Below are 16,357 nucleotides of genomic sequence, written 5' to 3'. Positions count from 1 at the left end.
ACCCGTATGTAATAATGTCCTTCATCATATATTCAGGAGGGGACTTTGGCTAAGGACGATCGGCTACGTTTGCCACCACCAAGATCTGGACGGGCAATTGGTCGCGCGGTTACCGAAAGCGCTGTTGAAGAAATACCACTTGGCGGGCTCCTTACGAAAATATGGAAATTAACCCATCCACCTCGCGAGCAGCGCGAACAAGAAGAATGGCAGGAGCAGATTACTCAACGGACGAACGACAACACAGCCGCGCTGGCAGAGATGGCTGATCACATCAAGCAAGCCTTCGCTGGGTATATTCGCGCCAATACCTATCAACCTTACATCGGCTCAGCCGCGCGGCTTTCCTTCTTTCGCGGAGGGATGCTTCGATCTCTAATGCGCATCGCCCGCGGATCGGGCCAGACACATGATCTGCTGGTGCTCAGGGAACAGCTGGCTGAAAGCAATGCTGAGGTCGCCGACATCCTTCAGTCGCTGCGCATAGCATTCGATAAACTTGTCGACGAGCCAGGTAGCATTGAGTTTGTTCATGCGCTGGACACGGTCTTGCACAGCGACTTCGACAAAATGACTATCCGGAGGGGCATCGAGACTGTCACCAGCATGGACATTTCGGACCCTGCCATCCAGAAGGTCGCCGACACGGTTTGCCGCCAGATCTTGGGCTTCAATCGTGCTGTGGTGGAACTGGGCCGATTTGCAAATGGCAAGCCAGGTTGACGCGTCGCGCCACTGAAGTGGGATCGCCACTAGGATAGGAAATCATGGCTTCTGGGACGGGGATAACGGCTTATCTGGCGATTGCGGCACAGTCGAAACGGCTGCCGCAAATCATTGATCGACAGTGTGGCCGCTGTAGCCTTCGGGCATCGCCACCGCCCCGTCTCAATGCCACCTAAAATACGGCACTTCCCGCTCATGCTTCTCCGCCGCCTCGCGCGTCTCAAACGCCCAAAATTCCGCCGTTTCCCGGTCTTCTCATCCTTCTTGCGCGAATAAAGCCGGCATTTACCGTCCTCGAGTTTGCGTATCACCTCGCCAGCCAGGATTTGGCCTCGATCAGAATTTCCGCCTGACCAAGGCTATCGGTCTTCCCCCGGGAAGGTGCGCCCCCCAACCGCCGATGATGATCCACAGGTCTTGATCATTGCTCGATGATGGGCGCCGGCAAGATCCCGGACCTGTCGCCCAAACGACGAAACCCCACGGATCGGCTGTCTCGCCCCGTGGAGTTCGAGAACGCAGCCATGCTAGCCTCCATCGAGCCGGCTGAAGCTCGGGGGCACGTCATGTTGGATCAATGGAACAATTTCTTCGTCATGGTGGGCGGCGGCGCGGCGGGGCTTGCCGGGTTGATCTTCGTCGCGATCTCGATCAATCCCGAACGCCTTGTCCGCAACACGACGCACAAGAACCGGGCAATCAACATGCTGTCGGGCTTCAGCGCGATTTTCATGGCATGCAGCCTTGCGCTTCTGGGAGGTCAATATCTTCCGGCACTTGGCTTCGAATGGCTTTTCCTCTGGGACATAGCAACATTCATATTCGTCAGAGGCTATGTCGTCGCCATCATGGCGGGGATGAGTTCCATCGGGCTGACCGGGCCGCGGCTGGCGGGCGGCACGCTGTGTTACCTGGCCGAGGTTGCAGGCGCGATTTTCCTTATTCTCGGGCGCGGCGTGGGCCTTTACATCGCGGCCCTTGGAACCATCGTGCTGTTCGCCTTCCTGATTTCAGGCGCATGGCTCCTCATCACCGGCATCTACGAAGAGCCGGCCGAGGGATGAGTTGCGGATGGTCCAGTCTCCCGAAACGGACAATCGGTTCACTGAGATATGTTGGGCACCCTCCAGCGTGGCGTTCCCACAATTTGCCCACCCTTTGCGGCTTTGAAATAGGTCGCCGCGAGATCCTCGTCACACATCGAGGACAAGTATATCTGGATCGACCCACCATCCTGGGTGACCGGGTAGCGTTCGCCGCATGCATCGAGGCGCTTTTCATACAGGCGCATTTGCTTGCGGGTCAGTCGATCGAAGAATCCAGCCTTGCACTTGTCGATCACGTCCTCCGACATGAATTCGTCGCCGCTCGATCCCCAGGCGCAGGCCTGGTGCAACTTGTGAGCTGCCAGGCAACCGGGCGCGGCCTGGATGTCCTGCTCCAATTGAATGCCTTTCGGGCACTGCACGTCCTCCGCGGCTGCGGGAGCGATCAATAGAAGCCCCATCAGGATTGCGCAGCTGGTCCGCATATCGAATTCCCCCGGCGGCCTCTCTCCAGATCGGTTTTTGCGTCCGTCGCAGCTTAGCCGAATGGGCGCAAACGGGAAACATTGTCGCTTCGGGCGGTGTTCTGCGGCCGCGATGTCACGGCCTCCGGCACCCACACCTGGCACCCGTCCCGCACCAACAACCGCCGCCCGGTCCCGTGCCCTGGAACGTCGACCTGGGCGAATGCCAGGCAAGGCGTCCAGATAAATGGAGCGGTCTTTCCCTTGCGTCTGTGCTATGTCGGATAGTGAAGGAGGGGCAAGGTGAACGAGATCCGCAAACTTGCGGCGATCCTTGCTGCTGACGTGGTCGGCTACAGCCGGCTTGCCAGTGCCGACGAAGATCGCACCCTGGCGAGGTTGCGGGCACTGCGCAGCGACCTGATCGATCCGGCGATTGCCGTGCACAACGGGCGCGTAATCAAGCGCACAGGGGATGGGGCGTTGGTCGAGTTCCGCAGCGTGGTCGATGCCGTGCGCTGTGCGATCGAGGTGCAGAACGGCATGGTCGAGCGCAATGCCGGTGTGCCGCAGGACCGCCGCATCGAATTCCGGATCGGTATCCATCTGGGGGATGTCGTCGAGGAAAGCGACGGCGACTTGATGGGTGACGGCGTCAACATCGCCTCACGCCTGGAAGGCGTCGCGTCGCCGGGCACCATTTGCCTGTCCGAGGATGCCTATCGTCAGGTCAAGGCCAGGCTTGACCTTTCAGTCAGCGATCTCGGCAGCACACAGCTCAAGAACATCGCCGAGCCCATCCGGGTCTATTTGCTTCGCGTCGGCGGCGGGTATTCTGTTGCAACGAAGCGATCGGCTGATCTTGAACGGCAAGTAACCCACGAACTAACCCAGTCGATTGCGTATTGCCGCGCGAAAGACGGTGTTCAGCTTGCCTGGGCCAAGGTTGGGAGCGGACCACCTCTCATGAAGGCCGCTAATTGGCTGAACCACTTGGAGTATGATTGGGAGAGTCCCGTCTGGCATCACTTACTAGAGGGGCTTGCAAGCGAACACACCCTTATCCGCTATGACGCGCGAGGGAATGGAATGTCGGATAGGAATGTGGACGAGCTTTCACTTCAAAACTGGGTGAGCGATTTGGAAGCCGTTGCTAATGCGGCACGTCTCACGCGCTTCCCTTTGTTCGGCGCATCCCAGGGATGTGCCGTTTCGATTGCCTACGCTGTGCGCCACCCCAAAAAGGTGTCACATCTCATCCTCTACGGCGGCTTTGCATTGGGTGGACGGAAGCGTTCGCCCGAGGAGCGCCAGAAACGCGATGCTATGACGACCTTGATGCGTTTAGGATGGGGATCGGACGAACCGACGTTTCGTCAATTGTTTTCGTCACAGTTTCTCCCTGAAGGCACCAAAGAGCAGATCGAAGCCTTCAACGAGCTGCAACGACGGACGATCTCGCCTGAGTGCGCAGCACAGTATTTTGAAGTCGTCGGTGATCTCGATGTTCGCGAACTTCTTCCGAAGGAAGGTACCAACACTTGTCATGCACGTTCGCGATGATCGAGTCTGCCCGCTCGAGGCGGGCAGACAAATGGCTGCTGCTATTCCCGGTGCTCGCTTCGTTGCGTTCGATGGCAAGAATCACCTGTTTCTGAAGAATGAGGCGGCTTGCCTACAGTTTTTTGATGAAGTGAGGCGTTTTCTCCTATCATAGCTAGAGTCCGCTTCTGGGCAACGGCAAGATCAACTTCAACGTCCGACATTAGGCGCATTGCTGCCGCTGTACTTAGACGGATTATGGTTAAACCGGTCACGGCAGCGGCTGATGTATCGCCATCGCGACAGTTAGAGGCAAGCACCAAACACCTCCTCCTTAAAGCCGCTTGAAATACTGCACCTCGCGCTCATGCTTCTCCGCCGCCTCGCGGTTATCGAACGTACCCAGATTGCGCCTTTTCCCCGTCTTCTCGTCCTTCTTGCGCGAATAAAGCCGGTATTTTCCGTCCTTGAGTTTGCGGATCATCTCGCTCTCCCTGATCAGGGTTTGGCGCCCTTCCTGTCCTTGAGGCTGCGCGCTGCCTGCTCCACTGCCGCGCGGTCGGTGCCCAGGCGGTCGAGCAGCGCCTGCGCCTCGTCGCCCGATATGCCGGTGCGCATGGCCAGCGCTTCGACCTCCAGCACATCGGTGCTGGCGATCTCACGGGTTTGCGGCAAGGCGTCGTCGGCCGTCAGCGGCAAGGCGGCTTCCCGGTCGATCTCCATTTCGGCCTGGTGCCAATGGCGCTCGTGGTCGCCATGGGCGCCGCCTTCGCGTTGCCAGATTGCGTAGGCACGGTCCCGGATCTTGTCGTTACGGTCGTCGGTCATGGTGGTTCTCCCTTCGTGTCAGGGAGGAACGCCGCGCCGGCGGGATTGATCCAAAAATTTTGCGTGATCGAAATGGCCAGGGATCGCACGCGATTCAAGCAGCCTGCGCCCCCTACTCGCACTGGCGCCTCGGCCCACCGGAATAAGGCTGGTAGCTGTTGTCTTCGGGACGGTAGGAGCGGTAGCGGCTGAAGCAGGACTGGACGTGGTCGTCCGAAAGGTCGGCCGACGCAACCAGGGGTGCCGCGCCGCCTTCGACATAGCTGACCTCGGCGGGCGCGGCCTGGTCGGCGGCGGCAGTGGTGTCGAGATAGGGCGACACGCAGGGCCGCCGCTGGCCGCTGTAGGACATATAGCTGTTGTCGTCGGGATTGTAGGAGCGGTAGCGGTCGGCACACCAGCTGACATGGGCAGGCGGCAGCCTGGCCTGTTGCTCGCCGGCGTCGGGTGCCACCGCGACTGAATTGGTCGGCTCGGGCGACTGCACCCTGGCTGCGGCATCGGGTGCGGCGGGCTGCGCGGCGGCCACGCGCTCCAGACCCGGCGCGGTCTTGTCCACGGGCTGTGCGTCCTTGGTCCACAGCTGCGAGACACTGTCGGCTGGCCTGGCTTGATGCGCGGGCTTGGCGACAATCAGCCAGGCGGCGAAGGCCAGCCCGCTGGCGAAGACCGCAAGGGTCAGGACAAAGCCTGCGACCAGTGCCAAAACCGCTTTCATCACACACTCCTTGAGCCCCTGCTAATAGAATGCGGAGCACCCGGACTGGTTCCAGCGAGCGAGCGTTTGGCAGGGGTGCCTCAAACCGGCAACCGCACATCCCCCGTGAACTCGTTCTCCACCGCCAGCAATGCCTTGACCATCTCCTTGTCGCGCTTACGCTTTTGCAGGGCGCGGGCCAGCAGCCAGTCCAGCGACAGCCGGCCGGCGCCGACGGCGGCCAGCACGAACATGCCGCCTGATATGGCCAGGTCCTTTTCGAAATGCAGCAGATCGTTCTGGCTGGCGAAGTTGGTGTGGAACAGCAAGGCGGTGGCCAGGCAGAACAGGCCGAGCCCGATGCCGCCCAGCCGCGTCAGCAGGCCTGATGCCACCGAGAGCCCTGCCCCCAGTTGCAGCGCGATGGTGGCGACAAACAGCGGCAGGCCGACGCCTTGGGCTGCCATCGCCTTGGCGGCGCCGTCGAAATGGGTGGCCAGCGTCACGCCCTCATGCAGGAAGATGAAGGACATAAGCAGGCGGCCGGCAAGCAGGGTAACGTCCCTGATGTGGTATTTCGTGGCGAGGCCGGTGAGCTTCGCGGCGATGTCGTTCGGTGTCATGGGTCAGCCTCCAATTTTTGGGCACAGGCAAGCGTCGCCCGCCGTGGGACGCGCGAGAACGGCGCCTGACGGATGTGATGCTCGAAAAGGCCGGAGCCGGCTCGAGGGAGAGCGCCGGCTCCGGCAATGGGCGCCAGCCACGAGCGCCCAAACTGGTAAGGGATGGGTCAGTGCCAGCCCCCCACTCCGTCTCGGCTTCGCCGAGCCACCTCTCCCCCAACGTTCTTAGGGGAGAGGAAATGGGTCACGGCCTACTGCGTCACCTTGGTGTCTATGGCTTTCTGCAGGTCTTCCAGTTCCTCGCAGCCGGCAGGGCAGAGTTTTTGCAGCGAGGCCAGCTGCGCCTTGGCCTTGTCCATGTCGCCGGTCTCGATATAGAGCTCGCCCAGATATTCGCGGGCGGCCTTGTGGTCGGGCTTCAGCTCCAGCGCCTTGTTGTAATAGGTCAGCGCGGTGGTGAAGTCGCCGGTCTTGCGCAGCGTGAAGCCGAGCAGATTGTAGACGTCGGCCTGCTGGTTGTCCTGCGCGAGATCGCGCAGATCGGCCAGCGCGCCCTTGTAGTCCTTGGCGGCGATCTTGGCCTGGACGGCGGTGAGGTCGGCGCGTCGGCGCCCTCTATGTCATCCACCGCATAGGCCGGCATGATTGTCGCGACGGGAACCACGGTCAGCACGGCGATGGCGCCGAGCAGGCCGAACAGGGCGTTTCTGCCCAAGAGAAGCTGTTTCATTGTCTTACTCGCTTGGTTTGGGTTGCCGCGTTCAAACTTGAACCGGCGTGAAGCCATAGGCACTGCCGTCCTTGACGAAAACGCCGGTGCCGGGGAACGGGAAGTGCGACCCGGAAATGCGGATGTTGTCCGCGATCACCCGGTCGATGATCTTGTGGCGGGTGGCAATCGCCGTCGGCCCATCCTGGTCGTAGGCGCCCTGCCACTCCGGATGCGGCGCGAGAAGTGCGGGCACATACATGGTGTCGGCCGAGATCATCAGCTGCTCCTTGCCGGAATTGGCGAGGTACACCGAATGTCCAGGCGTGTGGCCGGGTGCGGCGATGATCTGGATACCGGGCGCCACTTCGGCGCCGTCCTCGACCAGCTTCCAGTTCTTCCATTTCGGAAAATTCTCGGCGATGCGCTTGCCCGCCGGCTTGCGCCCATCGGGCAGCTTGGCCAGGCGGCTGGGGTCGGTCCACCAATTGTATTCGGTGGCGTTGACGATCAGCTCGGCATTGGGGAACACCGGCGTGTTGGTGCCCTTCTCCATCAGGCCCCAGACATGGTCGGGATGGAAATGCGAGATCATGATGGTGTCGATCGCCTTGTAGTCGATGCCGGCGGCGGCCATGTTGGCCGGCAGGTGCGTGGCGTTGGCCTGCCACTGGCCGACGCCAGAGCCGGCATCCATCATGATCAGCTTTCCACCCATTTTAAGCACGACGACGGTGAGCGGAATGGGCATGAAGTCGGTGGTCAGCCCCGCCTTGGCGAGTGCCGCCTTGGTGTCTTCGACCGACACATCCTTGATGAAGGCCGGGTCGTGCGGTTTCTTCCAGATGCCGTCATAGATGGCGGTCACCTCGATATCGCCGACCGTGTATTTGTAAAAGCCGACGGTCGGCTCCACCGGTGTCTCGGCGAAAGCGGGGCGGGTGAACTCAAGTTTGCCGGCGAGGCCGAAAGCGGCAGCGGCGGCGGCGGATTGAAGCACTGTGCGGCGTGTCATGCTGAACATTGTGTGGTCTCCTGTGGGTTGCGGTGGCGTCAAGAAATCGCGGAAGGAGCGACGGAGGGCCACGCCACATGGCCCCCCGTCCTGATTGCGGACCGGGTCGGGACCTCGAGGCTGTCCCGACCCCCGAACTCAGTTGCCCCAGATGCCCTGGCCTGGTTCATCCGCATCAGTTTTGGTCGTTGCCTGCATGCCGTGCCGGACCATGTCCGGCTTGCGGATCGCGGCGGTGTAGGTGTTGTCCACGGTGACGGTCGTCGGATTGACGGTGCGGTCGCCAAAATGGTCGCTGCCGGCAAAGACGCTGGTGGTGGCCACGAGGATGGCAACGGCGGTGAGAGCAATGTTTTTCATGTCGATGGTTCCTGTTGTTGAGAGATTGCTTGAAGGTGGGCTCAGCGGCCCCAGAGGCCTTCGTCGTTGTGCCGGTTGATGATGTCCTGCACCGATCCCTGGCTCGGCCCGGTCGTCACCTTGGTGTCGACGCCGTCAGGACGTGCCGTGTAGGGGATCGAGGCGGTGGCATTGGTGTCGACGGAAGCGACAGGCTGGTTGGCATTGTCGGCGCTGAAATGGTCGCTGCCGGCAAAGGCAGCACTCGAGGCAAGCACCATCGCGGCCACGCTGAGAGCGAGCTTGGTCATTTCTAGTAATCCTTGTTTCGTTTCCTCAGGTCGCGGGCCGGCAGATTGGCCCCGCTGAAGGGAAGACCCGGCAAGGCGGTGGTTTATTCCCGGGGGTGGTGAGATTTTTTTGAAGGGCGGGATTCAAGGGGTTTGGACCCGCTGAACTCGGGTCCTCGCCCCATGAAACAGGGATCCCAAAGGCCCGAAGGGGCCCGCGAGGAGGAAGCAGGAAGAGCGCTCAGACACAATTCAGAAACAATATTCAACAGTTCGGAAAAACTGGCGAAAAGATCGGATGGCATAATCATCCTGCGGGGGACTGCGGGACTTCCTTTTCGGAAGCTTCGGTCCGCCACCAACAAGGGTCAAAATTGCAGCGGCGGCACAGCCGAAAATGCCCGCTCGAACGGCAGGAACAGCCGGGCGATGCCCGGCCAGGACGAGAAAGTTTGGAAATGGATCACGGTGTCGATATCGCCGCACTCGACAGGGACACGGCAAGACTGGACGCAGAGCCCGAAACCGGCGTGACAGGGGTCGATGCGCTTATCAGGAGTGCTCAGCGGTCCCTGGCCGCGCACGGCCAGGTCCTGACCGGCGCCGACTTCGCCCGGGCAGGTCAGCCAGGCGAGCGGCTTGATGCCGTCTTCGAACAGCTCGCCGAAACATTCGCCACGCTGCCGGCGGTGATCTCCGAAGGACGTGTCTGGACGTATCAGGAGCTCGACAAGCGGGCCAACCAGTTCGCCCGCCTGCTGGTCAAGCGCGGCGTGCGGCCGGGTGACCGCATCGGGCTCATTCTCGACCGGTCGGCGGAAACCTATGTCGCCTTGCTCGCCGTGGTGAAGGCGGGCGCGGCTTTCGTGCCGCTGGCCACCGCCTTTCCGCAGGAGCGCATGGCGCTCATCATCGACGACGCCAGCGTCAGCCTGATCGTCACCATCGCCACCTATGCGTCGCGGGCCGACCAGTTGCCGGTTCCGCATGTGCTGATCGACAGCGCCGCCGCCGAGATCTCCAAACAGTCCGACGCACCGCTGAAGCCGCACAAGGCGCCGGCCCCCACTGCGGCCGAAGACATCTGCTACATCCTCTACACGTCGGGCACGACCGGCAGGCCGAAGGGTGTGGCCATCCGCCACCAGAGCTTCGTCAACTTCATCCGGGTCGCCGCCGCATCCTACGGCTACCGGCCGGGCGATCGCGTCTACCAGGGCATGACGATCGCCTTCGACTTTTCCTCCGAAGAAATCTGGGTGCCGTTCGTTGCCGGCGCGACCGTGGTGCCCGCACCCGGCCAGATGCCGCTCGTCGGCGAGGAACTCGCGGATTTCCTGCGGCTTCATGACATCACCTGCATGGCCTGCAGCCCGACGCTGCTGTCATCGATGACATCTGATGTGCCCAGCCTGCGCACGCTCTTGGTCGGCGGCGAGGCCTGCCCGCACAATCTGGTGGTGCGCTGGTCGAAGCCGGGGCGGCAGATCCTCAACACCTATGGCCCGACGGAGGCGACCGTCACGGCAACGATGGGTGCGCTGACGCCGGACAGGCCCGTCACCATCGGTGCGCCGCTGCCCACCTATTCCATCGTCATTCTCGACGCTTCGCTGCCGGAGCTTGCCGAGCCTGGCGAACTGGGCGAGATCGGCATCGCCGGCATCGGGCTCGCCGTCGGTTATCTCAACCGGCAGGACCTGACGGAACAGAAGTTCATCCCCGATTTCCTCGGCCTGCCGAACAACCCGTCGCAGCGCATCTACCGCACGGGCGACCTTGGCCGGATCAACGGCGATGGCGAGATCGAGTATGCCGGGCGCATCGACACCCAGGTGAAGATCCGCGGCTACCGCATCGAACTCGGCGAGATCGAGGCGGTGCTGCTCGAACAGCCCGAGATCGCGCAGGCCGCCGTCACCACCTGGGAGATCGAGCCTGGCCGCGTCGAGCTCGTCGCCTATTACGCAGCCAAGGCCGGAGCGCCGGCGCTCTCGCGCGCCGATCTCGCCCAGACGATGAAGCGGCGCCTGCCGGACTACATGGTGCCTTCCTATCTGGAGGAACTGCCGGCAATCCCGATGACGGTGTCGAACAAGGTCGATCTTCGCCAGTTGCCGAAGCCGACAAGCACCAGGCTTTCGGCCGACCGCGCCATGGTGGCGCCCGGCAATGACGACGAACGTTTCCTCGCCGACGCGCTGGCCGCCGTGCTGAAATTCGACGCGGTGTCGGTCGAGGACAATTTCTTCGACGACCTCGGCGCCAACTCGCTGCTGATGGCGCATTTCTGCGCCCGCGTGCGCACCCGCAAGGAATGGGCGACGACGTCCATGCGCGACATCTATCTCTATCCAACTGTCGCGCGCCTGGCCAAGCATCTGAGCGTGGCGGAAGAGATGACGACGGCCACCAATGAGCCTGTTCTCACCCGCCAGGCATCGAATCTTGCCTACTGGAGCTGCGGAGCGGGCCAGCTTTCGTTCTATCTGCTCTACAGCTATGCCGCGCTTTGGGTCCTCGACCACGGCCTCGACTGGGTCTATGACGCACTCGACGAGCCGCTGCAGCTGTATATCAGGTGCGTGGCACTGTCGGCCGGCGTGTTCTTCGGCATGTCCGGCTTTGCCGTTGCCGCGAAATGGCTGCTCATCGGCCGCTGGAAGGCCGAGGCGTTCCCCATCTGGGGATGGCGCTACTATCGCTTCTGGATCGTCAAGACCTTGATCCGCTCGGCGCCCGTCGTGCTGTTCCGGGGCAGCCCGCTCTACAGCATCTATCTGCAGCTGCTGGGTACCAAACTCGGCCACAACGCCGTCATCGAATCCAAATCCGTGCCGGTCTGCACGGATCTGATTTCGATCGGCGCCAACACGATCCTGCGCAAGGAATCGATGATCCTCGGCTATCGGGCCCAGGCCGGCTATATCCACACCGGGCCGCTGACCATCGGCCGCGATGCCTTCGTCGGCGTCGGCTCGACGCTCGACATCGACACCTCGATTGGCGACGGCGGCCAGCTCGGCCATTCGTCCTCGCTGCAGCGCGGGCAAAGCATTCCCGATGGCGAGCACTGGCATGGATCGCCGGCCGTGCCGACCACGGCCGACTATTGCAAGGTGCGCACCGCGAACCCTTATGAGGTCCGGCGCTTCCTTTACGAGGCCGTTCAGCTGTTCCTGCTGTTCGCTGTCATCACCCCGCTGCCGTTCCTGTTCCACAGCTATTGGGAATATGTCGGCGACGACTATCAGGAGACGATCGGTCTTGTCGCCATCGGCACCACGGTCACGCTTTTCGGCTATATCGCCGTGGCCTTTTTCGCCGCCACCGTCCTGCCGCGCGTTTTCAGCCTGATCCTGAAGCCTGGCCGCACCTATACGCTCTATGGCTTCCGCTACTGGCTGCAGACGGTCTCCGAATTCTCCAGCAATTCGCGTGTGCTGGGGCTGCTGTTCGGCGACAGCTCGGCGATCGTGCACTACATGCGCGCCATCGGCTGGAACCTCAACAAGGTGGTGCAGACCGGCTCCAATTTCGGCTCCAACCAGCAGCACGACAACCCGCTTCTGTGCGAGATCGGCACCGAGACCATGGTGTCGGACGGCCTGTACATGATCAATGTGCACAAGTCCGCCTCGGCGTTCAGGCTGGAGCCAACCCGCATTGGCGAGCGCAACTATCTCGGCAACAACATCTACTATCCGCCGGATGGCCGCACGGGCGACAACGTCCTGCTCGGCACCAAGGTGATGATCCCCATCGACGGCCCGCTGCGCGAGAATGTCGGCCTGCTTGGTTCGCCTGCCTTTGAAATCCCGCGCATGGTCAACCGCGACAAGGAACTCATCGCCGGCGTCGACGAGGCCGACCGGCGTCAGCGCATCCCGTTCAAGAACCGTCACAATCTGGTGACGATCCTCCTGTTCATGGCAACGCAATGGGTCATGCTGTTCGCCACGCTGGCGATCTGGGACCGGGCGCTGAACTACTACACCGAATGGAACGAGGTCGCCCTCTTCGTCGCCGTGCTCCTGACCTCGGCGATCACCATTCCGTTCTACATCTTTGTCGAGCGGGCAAGCCTTGGTTTCGGCCGGCTGAAGCCGCAGATGACGACGATCTACGACGTCGCCTTCTGGCGCCACGAACGCCACTGGAAGCTGGCGGATTCGCCGATCGTGCGCCTGTTCGCCGGCACGCCGTTCCGGCCGATGATCCTGCGCATGCTGGGCGTCAAGGTCGGCAAACGGGTCTATGATGGCGGCAGCAACCTGACCGAACGTTCGCTGGTCGAGATCGGCGACGACGTCACGCTCAACGAGGGCTGCGTTATCCAGGCCCATTCGCTGGAAGAAGGTGCGTTCAAGTCGGACTTCATCCGCATCGGCGACGGTTGTACGCTCGGACCTTCCGCCTTTGTCCATTACGGCGTCGTCATGGGCAAAGGATCGGTGGTCGATACGGACTCCTTCGTGATGAAGGGCGAAGAGCTGGAGCCCAACTCGATCTGGCGCGGCAACCCGGCCAAGCTGCATCGGTTCGTCGAGCCGATCGTAGAGGACGGCACCAGGGCGTCGTCCTGACGCCCGATAGCATCGGAGGTCACGTGACAGAGCGATCCGGAAGCACCATCGACATCCGGATCGCTCCGGTGACCCCGGCCAACAGCGCCTTGGTCACTGCACTGCAGCTGGCCCCGGAGCAGATGGATTTCGTCGCAAGCAACGCGGATTCGCTGCGCGAGGCCAAATCCGACAGGGACGCGCGGCCGCGCGCAATCATGGCCGGGGATCGTGTCGTCGGCTTCCTGATGTACGAAGCCCCACGGGATGACGACGAGGCGCGGATTTACCGCTTCATGATCGACCGCGCCTGGCAGGGCAGAGGCTACGGCAAGGCCGCGTTGCACGAGGCGCTGGCCGAAATCCAGGGACTTGGCCACATCAGGCACGTTTCGATTTGCTATGAACCGGAGAACGAAGCGGCACGCCAGCTCTATCGCAGTGCCGGTTTCGTCGAAGAAGGGCTCGACGAGGATGGCGAAATGATCGCCGACCTCGTCCTGCCGGCATCGATGGGCGATCGATGACACCTCCCGCAAATCCTTCCGGGGAAATCTCGCTCGCGCAGGCGCTGGCCGCCATCGCCCCGAATGGGGTCCGCTCCGCATGCCGGATAATCCGCGAAGGCGACGAGACCCATCTGCTGCCCGAGGAAGCGCGTTCGATCCCCGCGCGCCAGCCGGCCATGCGGCGCGCCAGCGGTGCGGCCCGCTGGATCGCGCACCGGCTGCTAGCCGATATCGGCATCGAGAACGTCGCCATCCCGCGCGCGCCATCCGGTGCTCCGGTCTGGCCGGACGGGATAATTGGTTCGCTCGCCCATGACGACGACATGGCCGTGGCGGCGGTCGCGCGCGTTGGCCACATCGTCTCCCTCGGCATCGACGTCGAGCCCGCCGAACCCTTGCCGGACGAGATTTTCGCGATCGTTGCAACCACCGCGGATCGGACAGGCGCGGCGAACCGGCGGCTTGCCGGCCGCATTCTCTTTGCTGCCAAGGAAGCGGTCTACAAGGCGGCCTATCCGCTCGATCGCGAGGTGCTGGGCTACGAGGATATCGCCGTAGACCTCGATGCCGGCCGCGCGACGACGAAGACCGGCCGCAAGGTCAGCCTCGCCTATTGCGTCGCCCCGCGCGTGGTGGTGTTGGCGTTTGTTGGGGAATAGCGCACCGCCCTATTCGCCCAGTACCTCTGTATATTCCCTCACCGCGCCATCCAGCCCGCGTATGCGCCAGACCTCGCCATCGCGGCTCTCGATAGGGCACGGCCCGAGTGGCACCTTGCCGCCGCCTTCCGGCAGGTCGAGCACATAGACGGGATTGCAGATGCCCGACAGGCGAGCCCTCAGCGCTTCCACCAGCGCCTGGCCCTGCGCGATTGTTGTGCGCCGGTGCGCCATGCCGCGCGCCAGGTCGCCATGGTGCAGGTAGTAGGGTTTTACTCCGAGCCGATACATCAACTCGCGGCAGAGTTCCTCCAGCACCTCGACCGTATCGTTGACGCCTTTCAGCAGAACGCTCTGGTTGAGCAGCACGAAGCCCGCCTGCCGCATCGTCCGGCAGGCTGTCTCGGTGGCATCGGTGATCTCGCGCGAATGGTTGAAATGCGTGACGACGGTGACCATCAGCCGGCCCTGCAGCGATTCGACCAGCCCCGAGGTGACACGCGACGGCAGCGCCACCGGCACGCGCGTGTGGATGCGCAGCAAACGCACATGCGGAATGGCCTCGATGCGGGCGCGGATTTCGGCCAGTGCCTTGTCGGGCAGCGACAGCGGGTCGCCACCGGTCAGGATCACCTCGCGGATTTCGGGATGATCGGCGATATAGGCCAGCGCCGGCTCCAGCGCCTCGCGCGTATAGCCGCGGCCGATCGAGGTCAGCGATTCCTTGCGGAAGCAGAACCGGCAATAGACCGCGCATTGATAGGTCGGGAACAGCAGCACCCGGTCGGCATGGCGATGCGTCAGCCTGGGCACCGGGCTGAAATCATGGTCGGCGATCGGATCGCCAAGCTCGCCCTCCGTCTCCACCAGTTCATCCGGTGACGGAATGACCTGCGCGCGGATCGGATCGGCCGGGTCGTTCCAGTCGATCAGGTCGAGATAGGCTTTCGGCGCGCGCACCTTGTGCAGCGCGGCGGCAGCTTGTGCGGCTGCGCGCTCGGCCGGCGACAGCGGCAGGGCGGCAAGGTCGCGCACATGGCGAACGCCTTGGCGGACATCGTCCTGCCAGTCGGGGGCGCGGGTTGCATCTTTGAGGTCGGTCATGACAGGTCTCGGAGTGGTCGCGCGGACCTATCGGCCGGATGGGCGGCGCGGTCAACCACTTGCGGCAGCGCCAATGTGCCCGTCGCGCACTGTCGAATAGGCGGGCACGGCGTTGCCTTACCCTCCCCCTTGTGGGGAGGGTCGCTGCGAAGCAGCGGGGTGGGGTCCTCAGCCGTGACCTCTCTTCCCACCCACGAGCCCCAGCCGCAGTAGGCTCTCGGCCGTGGCGACGATCGCCTCTTCGGCCGGGCGCGGCGTCCAGCCGAGCAGGCGCGTCGCCTTTTCGCTGGTGGCGTCCATCATCACGCCGAGATGCCTGGCCAGCATCTTGGTCGTCGGATCGCCGCGCACCGCCAGCAGGCGGATCACCCAGTTGGGAATCTCCCTGGTCGGCACCTTGGCCGCGGCCGCGCCCATCCTGCGCCGCAGCACCTTCGCGACCTCCGCCATCCACAGGCTGTGGCCCGAAATGCCGATGAAGCGCTCGCCCTTGGCCGCAGGGCTGGTCATCGCCAGCAGGTGCAGATCGGCAAGGTCGCGCACATCGACATAGCCGGAATTGACCCGGGGACAGCCGGGCATGCCGTCCATCAGCCGCTTGATCAGCCCGATCGAATGCGAAAAGTCGGCGGCGAGCACAGGGCCGAGCACGGCGACCGGATTGACGACGGAGAGTTCGAGGCCGTGCCCTTCCCGGGCAATAAAGTCCCACGCGGCGCGTTCCGACAGCGTCTTCGATTTCTGGTAGGGCGCGACAGCGCCGCTAAGGTCAGTCCAGTCAGTCTCGTTGAATGGCCTGGTCTGCGGCGCATGACCCATGGCGACGGCACCAATGGCCGAGGTCAGCACCACGCGTTTCACGCCGGCATCGCGCCCGGCGCGCAGCACCCGCAGCACGCCGTCGACGGCGGGCCTCACCCAGTCTTCCTCGCGCGTCTGGCTGCCGGAGGGCGTCGGCGAGGCGCCATGCATGGCATAGGTGCAGCCGGCGGCCGCCTCCGCCCAACCGGCGCCCGCAGTCAGGTCGGCGGCGACGAAGGACAGCCGATCGCCGGGCTCGGCGCCGCCTTCCCTCAGCATCGCGCGCACCTCGGCTTCGCGTTTCAGCGAACGCACCGTCGTGCGCACCTGGTAGCCGGCGTCGAGCAGCTTCAGGATGCAGTGCGAAGCGATGAAACCGGAGCCGCCGGTCACCAGCACTAAATCGTCAGTCATGTCAGTCTCCTGATGTTCGTTGGCCA

General features: G+C 63.1%; 17 protein-coding genes and 1 pseudogene. 7 read left to right on the top strand and 11 right to left on the bottom strand.

The features are described from left to right. The first annotated feature begins 45 nt into the window (after positions 1-45). Both AC0V8S_RS15620 and AC0V8S_RS15615 read left to right on the top strand, forming a co-directional pair. A complete protein-coding gene (locus AC0V8S_RS15620) occupies positions 46-723 on the top strand; it encodes a hypothetical protein (RefSeq protein ID WP_475438247.1) in 678 nt (225 codons plus the stop codon). Between the two features lie 434 nt (positions 724-1,157). Beyond that, positions 1,158-1,790, top strand: a complete 633-nt coding sequence (locus AC0V8S_RS15615) for a hypothetical protein (RefSeq protein ID WP_475438246.1) — start codon at positions 1,158-1,160, stop codon at positions 1,788-1,790. 38 nt (positions 1,791-1,828) lie between these two features. Here the strand turns inward: AC0V8S_RS15615 and AC0V8S_RS15610 are convergent, their stop codons facing one another. Continuing rightward, positions 1,829-2,257, bottom strand: a complete 429-nt coding sequence (locus AC0V8S_RS15610) for a hypothetical protein (protein ID WP_475438245.1) — start codon at positions 2,255-2,257, stop codon at positions 1,829-1,831. Positions 2,258-2,539: 282 nt separating this feature from the next. Between AC0V8S_RS15610 and AC0V8S_RS15605 the strand changes: the two genes are divergently transcribed. After that, positions 2,540-3,799, top strand: a complete 1,260-nt coding sequence (locus AC0V8S_RS15605; RefSeq protein ID WP_475438244.1) for an alpha/beta fold hydrolase — start codon at positions 2,540-2,542, stop codon at positions 3,797-3,799. Continuing rightward, positions 3,741-3,953 carry an alpha/beta fold hydrolase gene (locus AC0V8S_RS15600; protein ID WP_475438243.1) on the top strand — a complete coding sequence of 71 codons (213 nt, stop codon included), beginning with the start codon at positions 3,741-3,743 and terminating at the stop codon, positions 3,951-3,953. The genes AC0V8S_RS15605 and AC0V8S_RS15600 overlap by 59 nt, the downstream gene beginning before the upstream one ends. Positions 3,954-4,112: 159 nt before the next feature. Here the strand turns inward: AC0V8S_RS15600 and AC0V8S_RS15595 are convergent, their stop codons facing one another. From AC0V8S_RS15595 to AC0V8S_RS15560, 8 genes and pseudogenes are all read right to left on the bottom strand, one after another. Next, positions 4,113-4,262 carry a hypothetical protein gene (locus AC0V8S_RS15595; protein WP_095200665.1) on the bottom strand — a complete coding sequence of 50 codons (150 nt, stop codon included), beginning with the start codon at positions 4,260-4,262 and terminating at the stop codon, positions 4,113-4,115. A 14-nt stretch (positions 4,263-4,276) separates the two neighbouring features. Then, complete coding sequence (locus AC0V8S_RS15590; protein ID WP_475438242.1) at positions 4,277-4,606, bottom strand: DUF2934 domain-containing protein; 330 nt, start codon at positions 4,604-4,606, stop codon at positions 4,277-4,279. Between the two features lie 112 nt (positions 4,607-4,718). Next, the gene (locus tag AC0V8S_RS15585; protein ID WP_475438241.1) at positions 4,719-5,324 is read right to left on the bottom strand and encodes a BA14K family protein; all 606 of its coding nucleotides are present in this window, start codon (positions 5,322-5,324) and stop codon (positions 4,719-4,721) included. Between the two features lie 80 nt (positions 5,325-5,404). Continuing rightward, positions 5,405-5,926: a DoxX family protein gene (locus AC0V8S_RS15580; RefSeq protein WP_475438240.1), complete on the bottom strand. Its 522-nt coding sequence runs from the start codon at positions 5,924-5,926 to the stop codon at positions 5,405-5,407. A 251-nt stretch (positions 5,927-6,177) separates the two neighbouring features. Then, positions 6,178-6,656 (bottom strand): annotated as a pseudogene (locus AC0V8S_RS15575) (tetratricopeptide repeat protein). Between the two features lie 31 nt (positions 6,657-6,687). Further along, the gene (locus tag AC0V8S_RS15570; protein WP_475438239.1) at positions 6,688-7,659 is read right to left on the bottom strand and encodes an MBL fold metallo-hydrolase; all 972 of its coding nucleotides are present in this window, start codon (positions 7,657-7,659) and stop codon (positions 6,688-6,690) included. Between the two features lie 129 nt (positions 7,660-7,788). Beyond that, positions 7,789-8,010: a DUF680 domain-containing protein gene (locus AC0V8S_RS15565; protein ID WP_183461496.1), complete on the bottom strand. Its 222-nt coding sequence runs from the start codon at positions 8,008-8,010 to the stop codon at positions 7,789-7,791. 41 nt (positions 8,011-8,051) lie between these two features. Beyond that, the gene (locus tag AC0V8S_RS15560; protein WP_183461498.1) at positions 8,052-8,300 is read right to left on the bottom strand and encodes a DUF680 domain-containing protein; all 249 of its coding nucleotides are present in this window, start codon (positions 8,298-8,300) and stop codon (positions 8,052-8,054) included. Positions 8,301-8,737: 437 nt separating this feature from the next. Here AC0V8S_RS15560 and AC0V8S_RS15555 point away from each other — a divergent pair, with 437 nt between their 5' ends. The 3 genes from AC0V8S_RS15555 to AC0V8S_RS15545 are packed head-to-tail and all read left to right on the top strand — an operon-like array spanning position 8,738 to position 14,012. Then, positions 8,738-12,865, top strand: a complete 4,128-nt coding sequence (locus AC0V8S_RS15555; protein ID WP_475438238.1) for a Pls/PosA family non-ribosomal peptide synthetase — start codon at positions 8,738-8,740, stop codon at positions 12,863-12,865. Positions 12,866-12,888: 23 nt separating this feature from the next. Further along, on the top strand, positions 12,889-13,371 hold the full coding sequence (locus tag AC0V8S_RS15550) for a GNAT family N-acetyltransferase (RefSeq protein WP_244661793.1): 483 nt from the start codon (positions 12,889-12,891) through the stop codon (positions 13,369-13,371). Beyond that, positions 13,368-14,012, top strand: coding sequence for a 4'-phosphopantetheinyl transferase family protein (locus AC0V8S_RS15545; RefSeq protein WP_475438237.1), 645 nt, complete (start codon positions 13,368-13,370; stop codon positions 14,010-14,012). Before AC0V8S_RS15550 ends, AC0V8S_RS15545 begins: the two co-directional genes overlap by 4 nt. Positions 14,013-14,021: 9 nt before the next feature. Here AC0V8S_RS15545 and AC0V8S_RS15540 read toward each other — a convergent pair whose 3' ends face one another. Then, entirely contained in the window at positions 14,022-15,116 is a 1,095-nt protein-coding gene (locus tag AC0V8S_RS15540) for a KamA family radical SAM protein (protein ID WP_475438236.1), read from the bottom strand. Between the two features lie 168 nt (positions 15,117-15,284). Continuing rightward, entirely contained in the window at positions 15,285-16,331 is a 1,047-nt protein-coding gene (locus AC0V8S_RS15535; protein WP_244661794.1) for an SDR family oxidoreductase, read from the bottom strand. Positions 16,332-16,357 lie beyond the last annotated feature (26 nt).

Source organism: Mesorhizobium oxytropidicola (assembly GCF_056174625.1).
This window is presented reverse-complemented; position numbering and strand designations above follow the sequence as displayed.

Excerpts from the sequence above, each read along its gene's own strand:
- AC0V8S_RS15540 (WP_475438236.1), bottom strand. The coding sequence starts at position 15,116 with ATGACCGACCTCAAAGATGCAACCCGCGCCCCCGACTGGCAGGACGAT.
- AC0V8S_RS15570 (WP_475438239.1), bottom strand. The coding sequence starts at position 7,659 with ATGTTCAGCATGACACGCCGCACAGTGCTTCAATCCGCCGCCGCCGCT.
- AC0V8S_RS15545 (WP_475438237.1), top strand. The coding sequence starts at position 13,368 with ATGACACCTCCCGCAAATCCTTCCGGGGAAATCTCGCTCGCGCAGGCG.
- AC0V8S_RS15535 (WP_244661794.1), bottom strand. The coding sequence starts at position 16,331 with ATGACTGACGATTTAGTGCTGGTGACCGGCGGCTCCGGTTTCATCGCT.
- AC0V8S_RS15590 (WP_475438242.1), bottom strand. The coding sequence starts at position 4,606 with ATGACCGACGACCGTAACGACAAGATCCGGGACCGTGCCTACGCAATC.
- AC0V8S_RS15615 (WP_475438246.1), top strand. The coding sequence starts at position 1,158 with ATGATGGGCGCCGGCAAGATCCCGGACCTGTCGCCCAAACGACGAAAC.
- AC0V8S_RS15560 (WP_183461498.1), bottom strand. The coding sequence starts at position 8,300 with ATGACCAAGCTCGCTCTCAGCGTGGCCGCGATGGTGCTTGCCTCGAGT.
- AC0V8S_RS15580 (WP_475438240.1), bottom strand. The coding sequence starts at position 5,926 with ATGACACCGAACGACATCGCCGCGAAGCTCACCGGCCTCGCCACGAAA.
- AC0V8S_RS15595 (WP_095200665.1), bottom strand. The coding sequence starts at position 4,262 with ATGATCCGCAAACTCAAGGACGGAAAATACCGGCTTTATTCGCGCAAG.
- AC0V8S_RS15565 (WP_183461496.1), bottom strand. The coding sequence starts at position 8,010 with ATGAAAAACATTGCTCTCACCGCCGTTGCCATCCTCGTGGCCACCACC.
- AC0V8S_RS15585 (WP_475438241.1), bottom strand. The coding sequence starts at position 5,324 with ATGAAAGCGGTTTTGGCACTGGTCGCAGGCTTTGTCCTGACCCTTGCG.
- AC0V8S_RS15555 (WP_475438238.1), top strand. The coding sequence starts at position 8,738 with ATGGATCACGGTGTCGATATCGCCGCACTCGACAGGGACACGGCAAGA.
- AC0V8S_RS15610 (WP_475438245.1), bottom strand. The coding sequence starts at position 2,257 with ATGCGGACCAGCTGCGCAATCCTGATGGGGCTTCTATTGATCGCTCCC.
- AC0V8S_RS15600 (WP_475438243.1), top strand. The coding sequence starts at position 3,741 with ATGTTCGCGAACTTCTTCCGAAGGAAGGTACCAACACTTGTCATGCAC.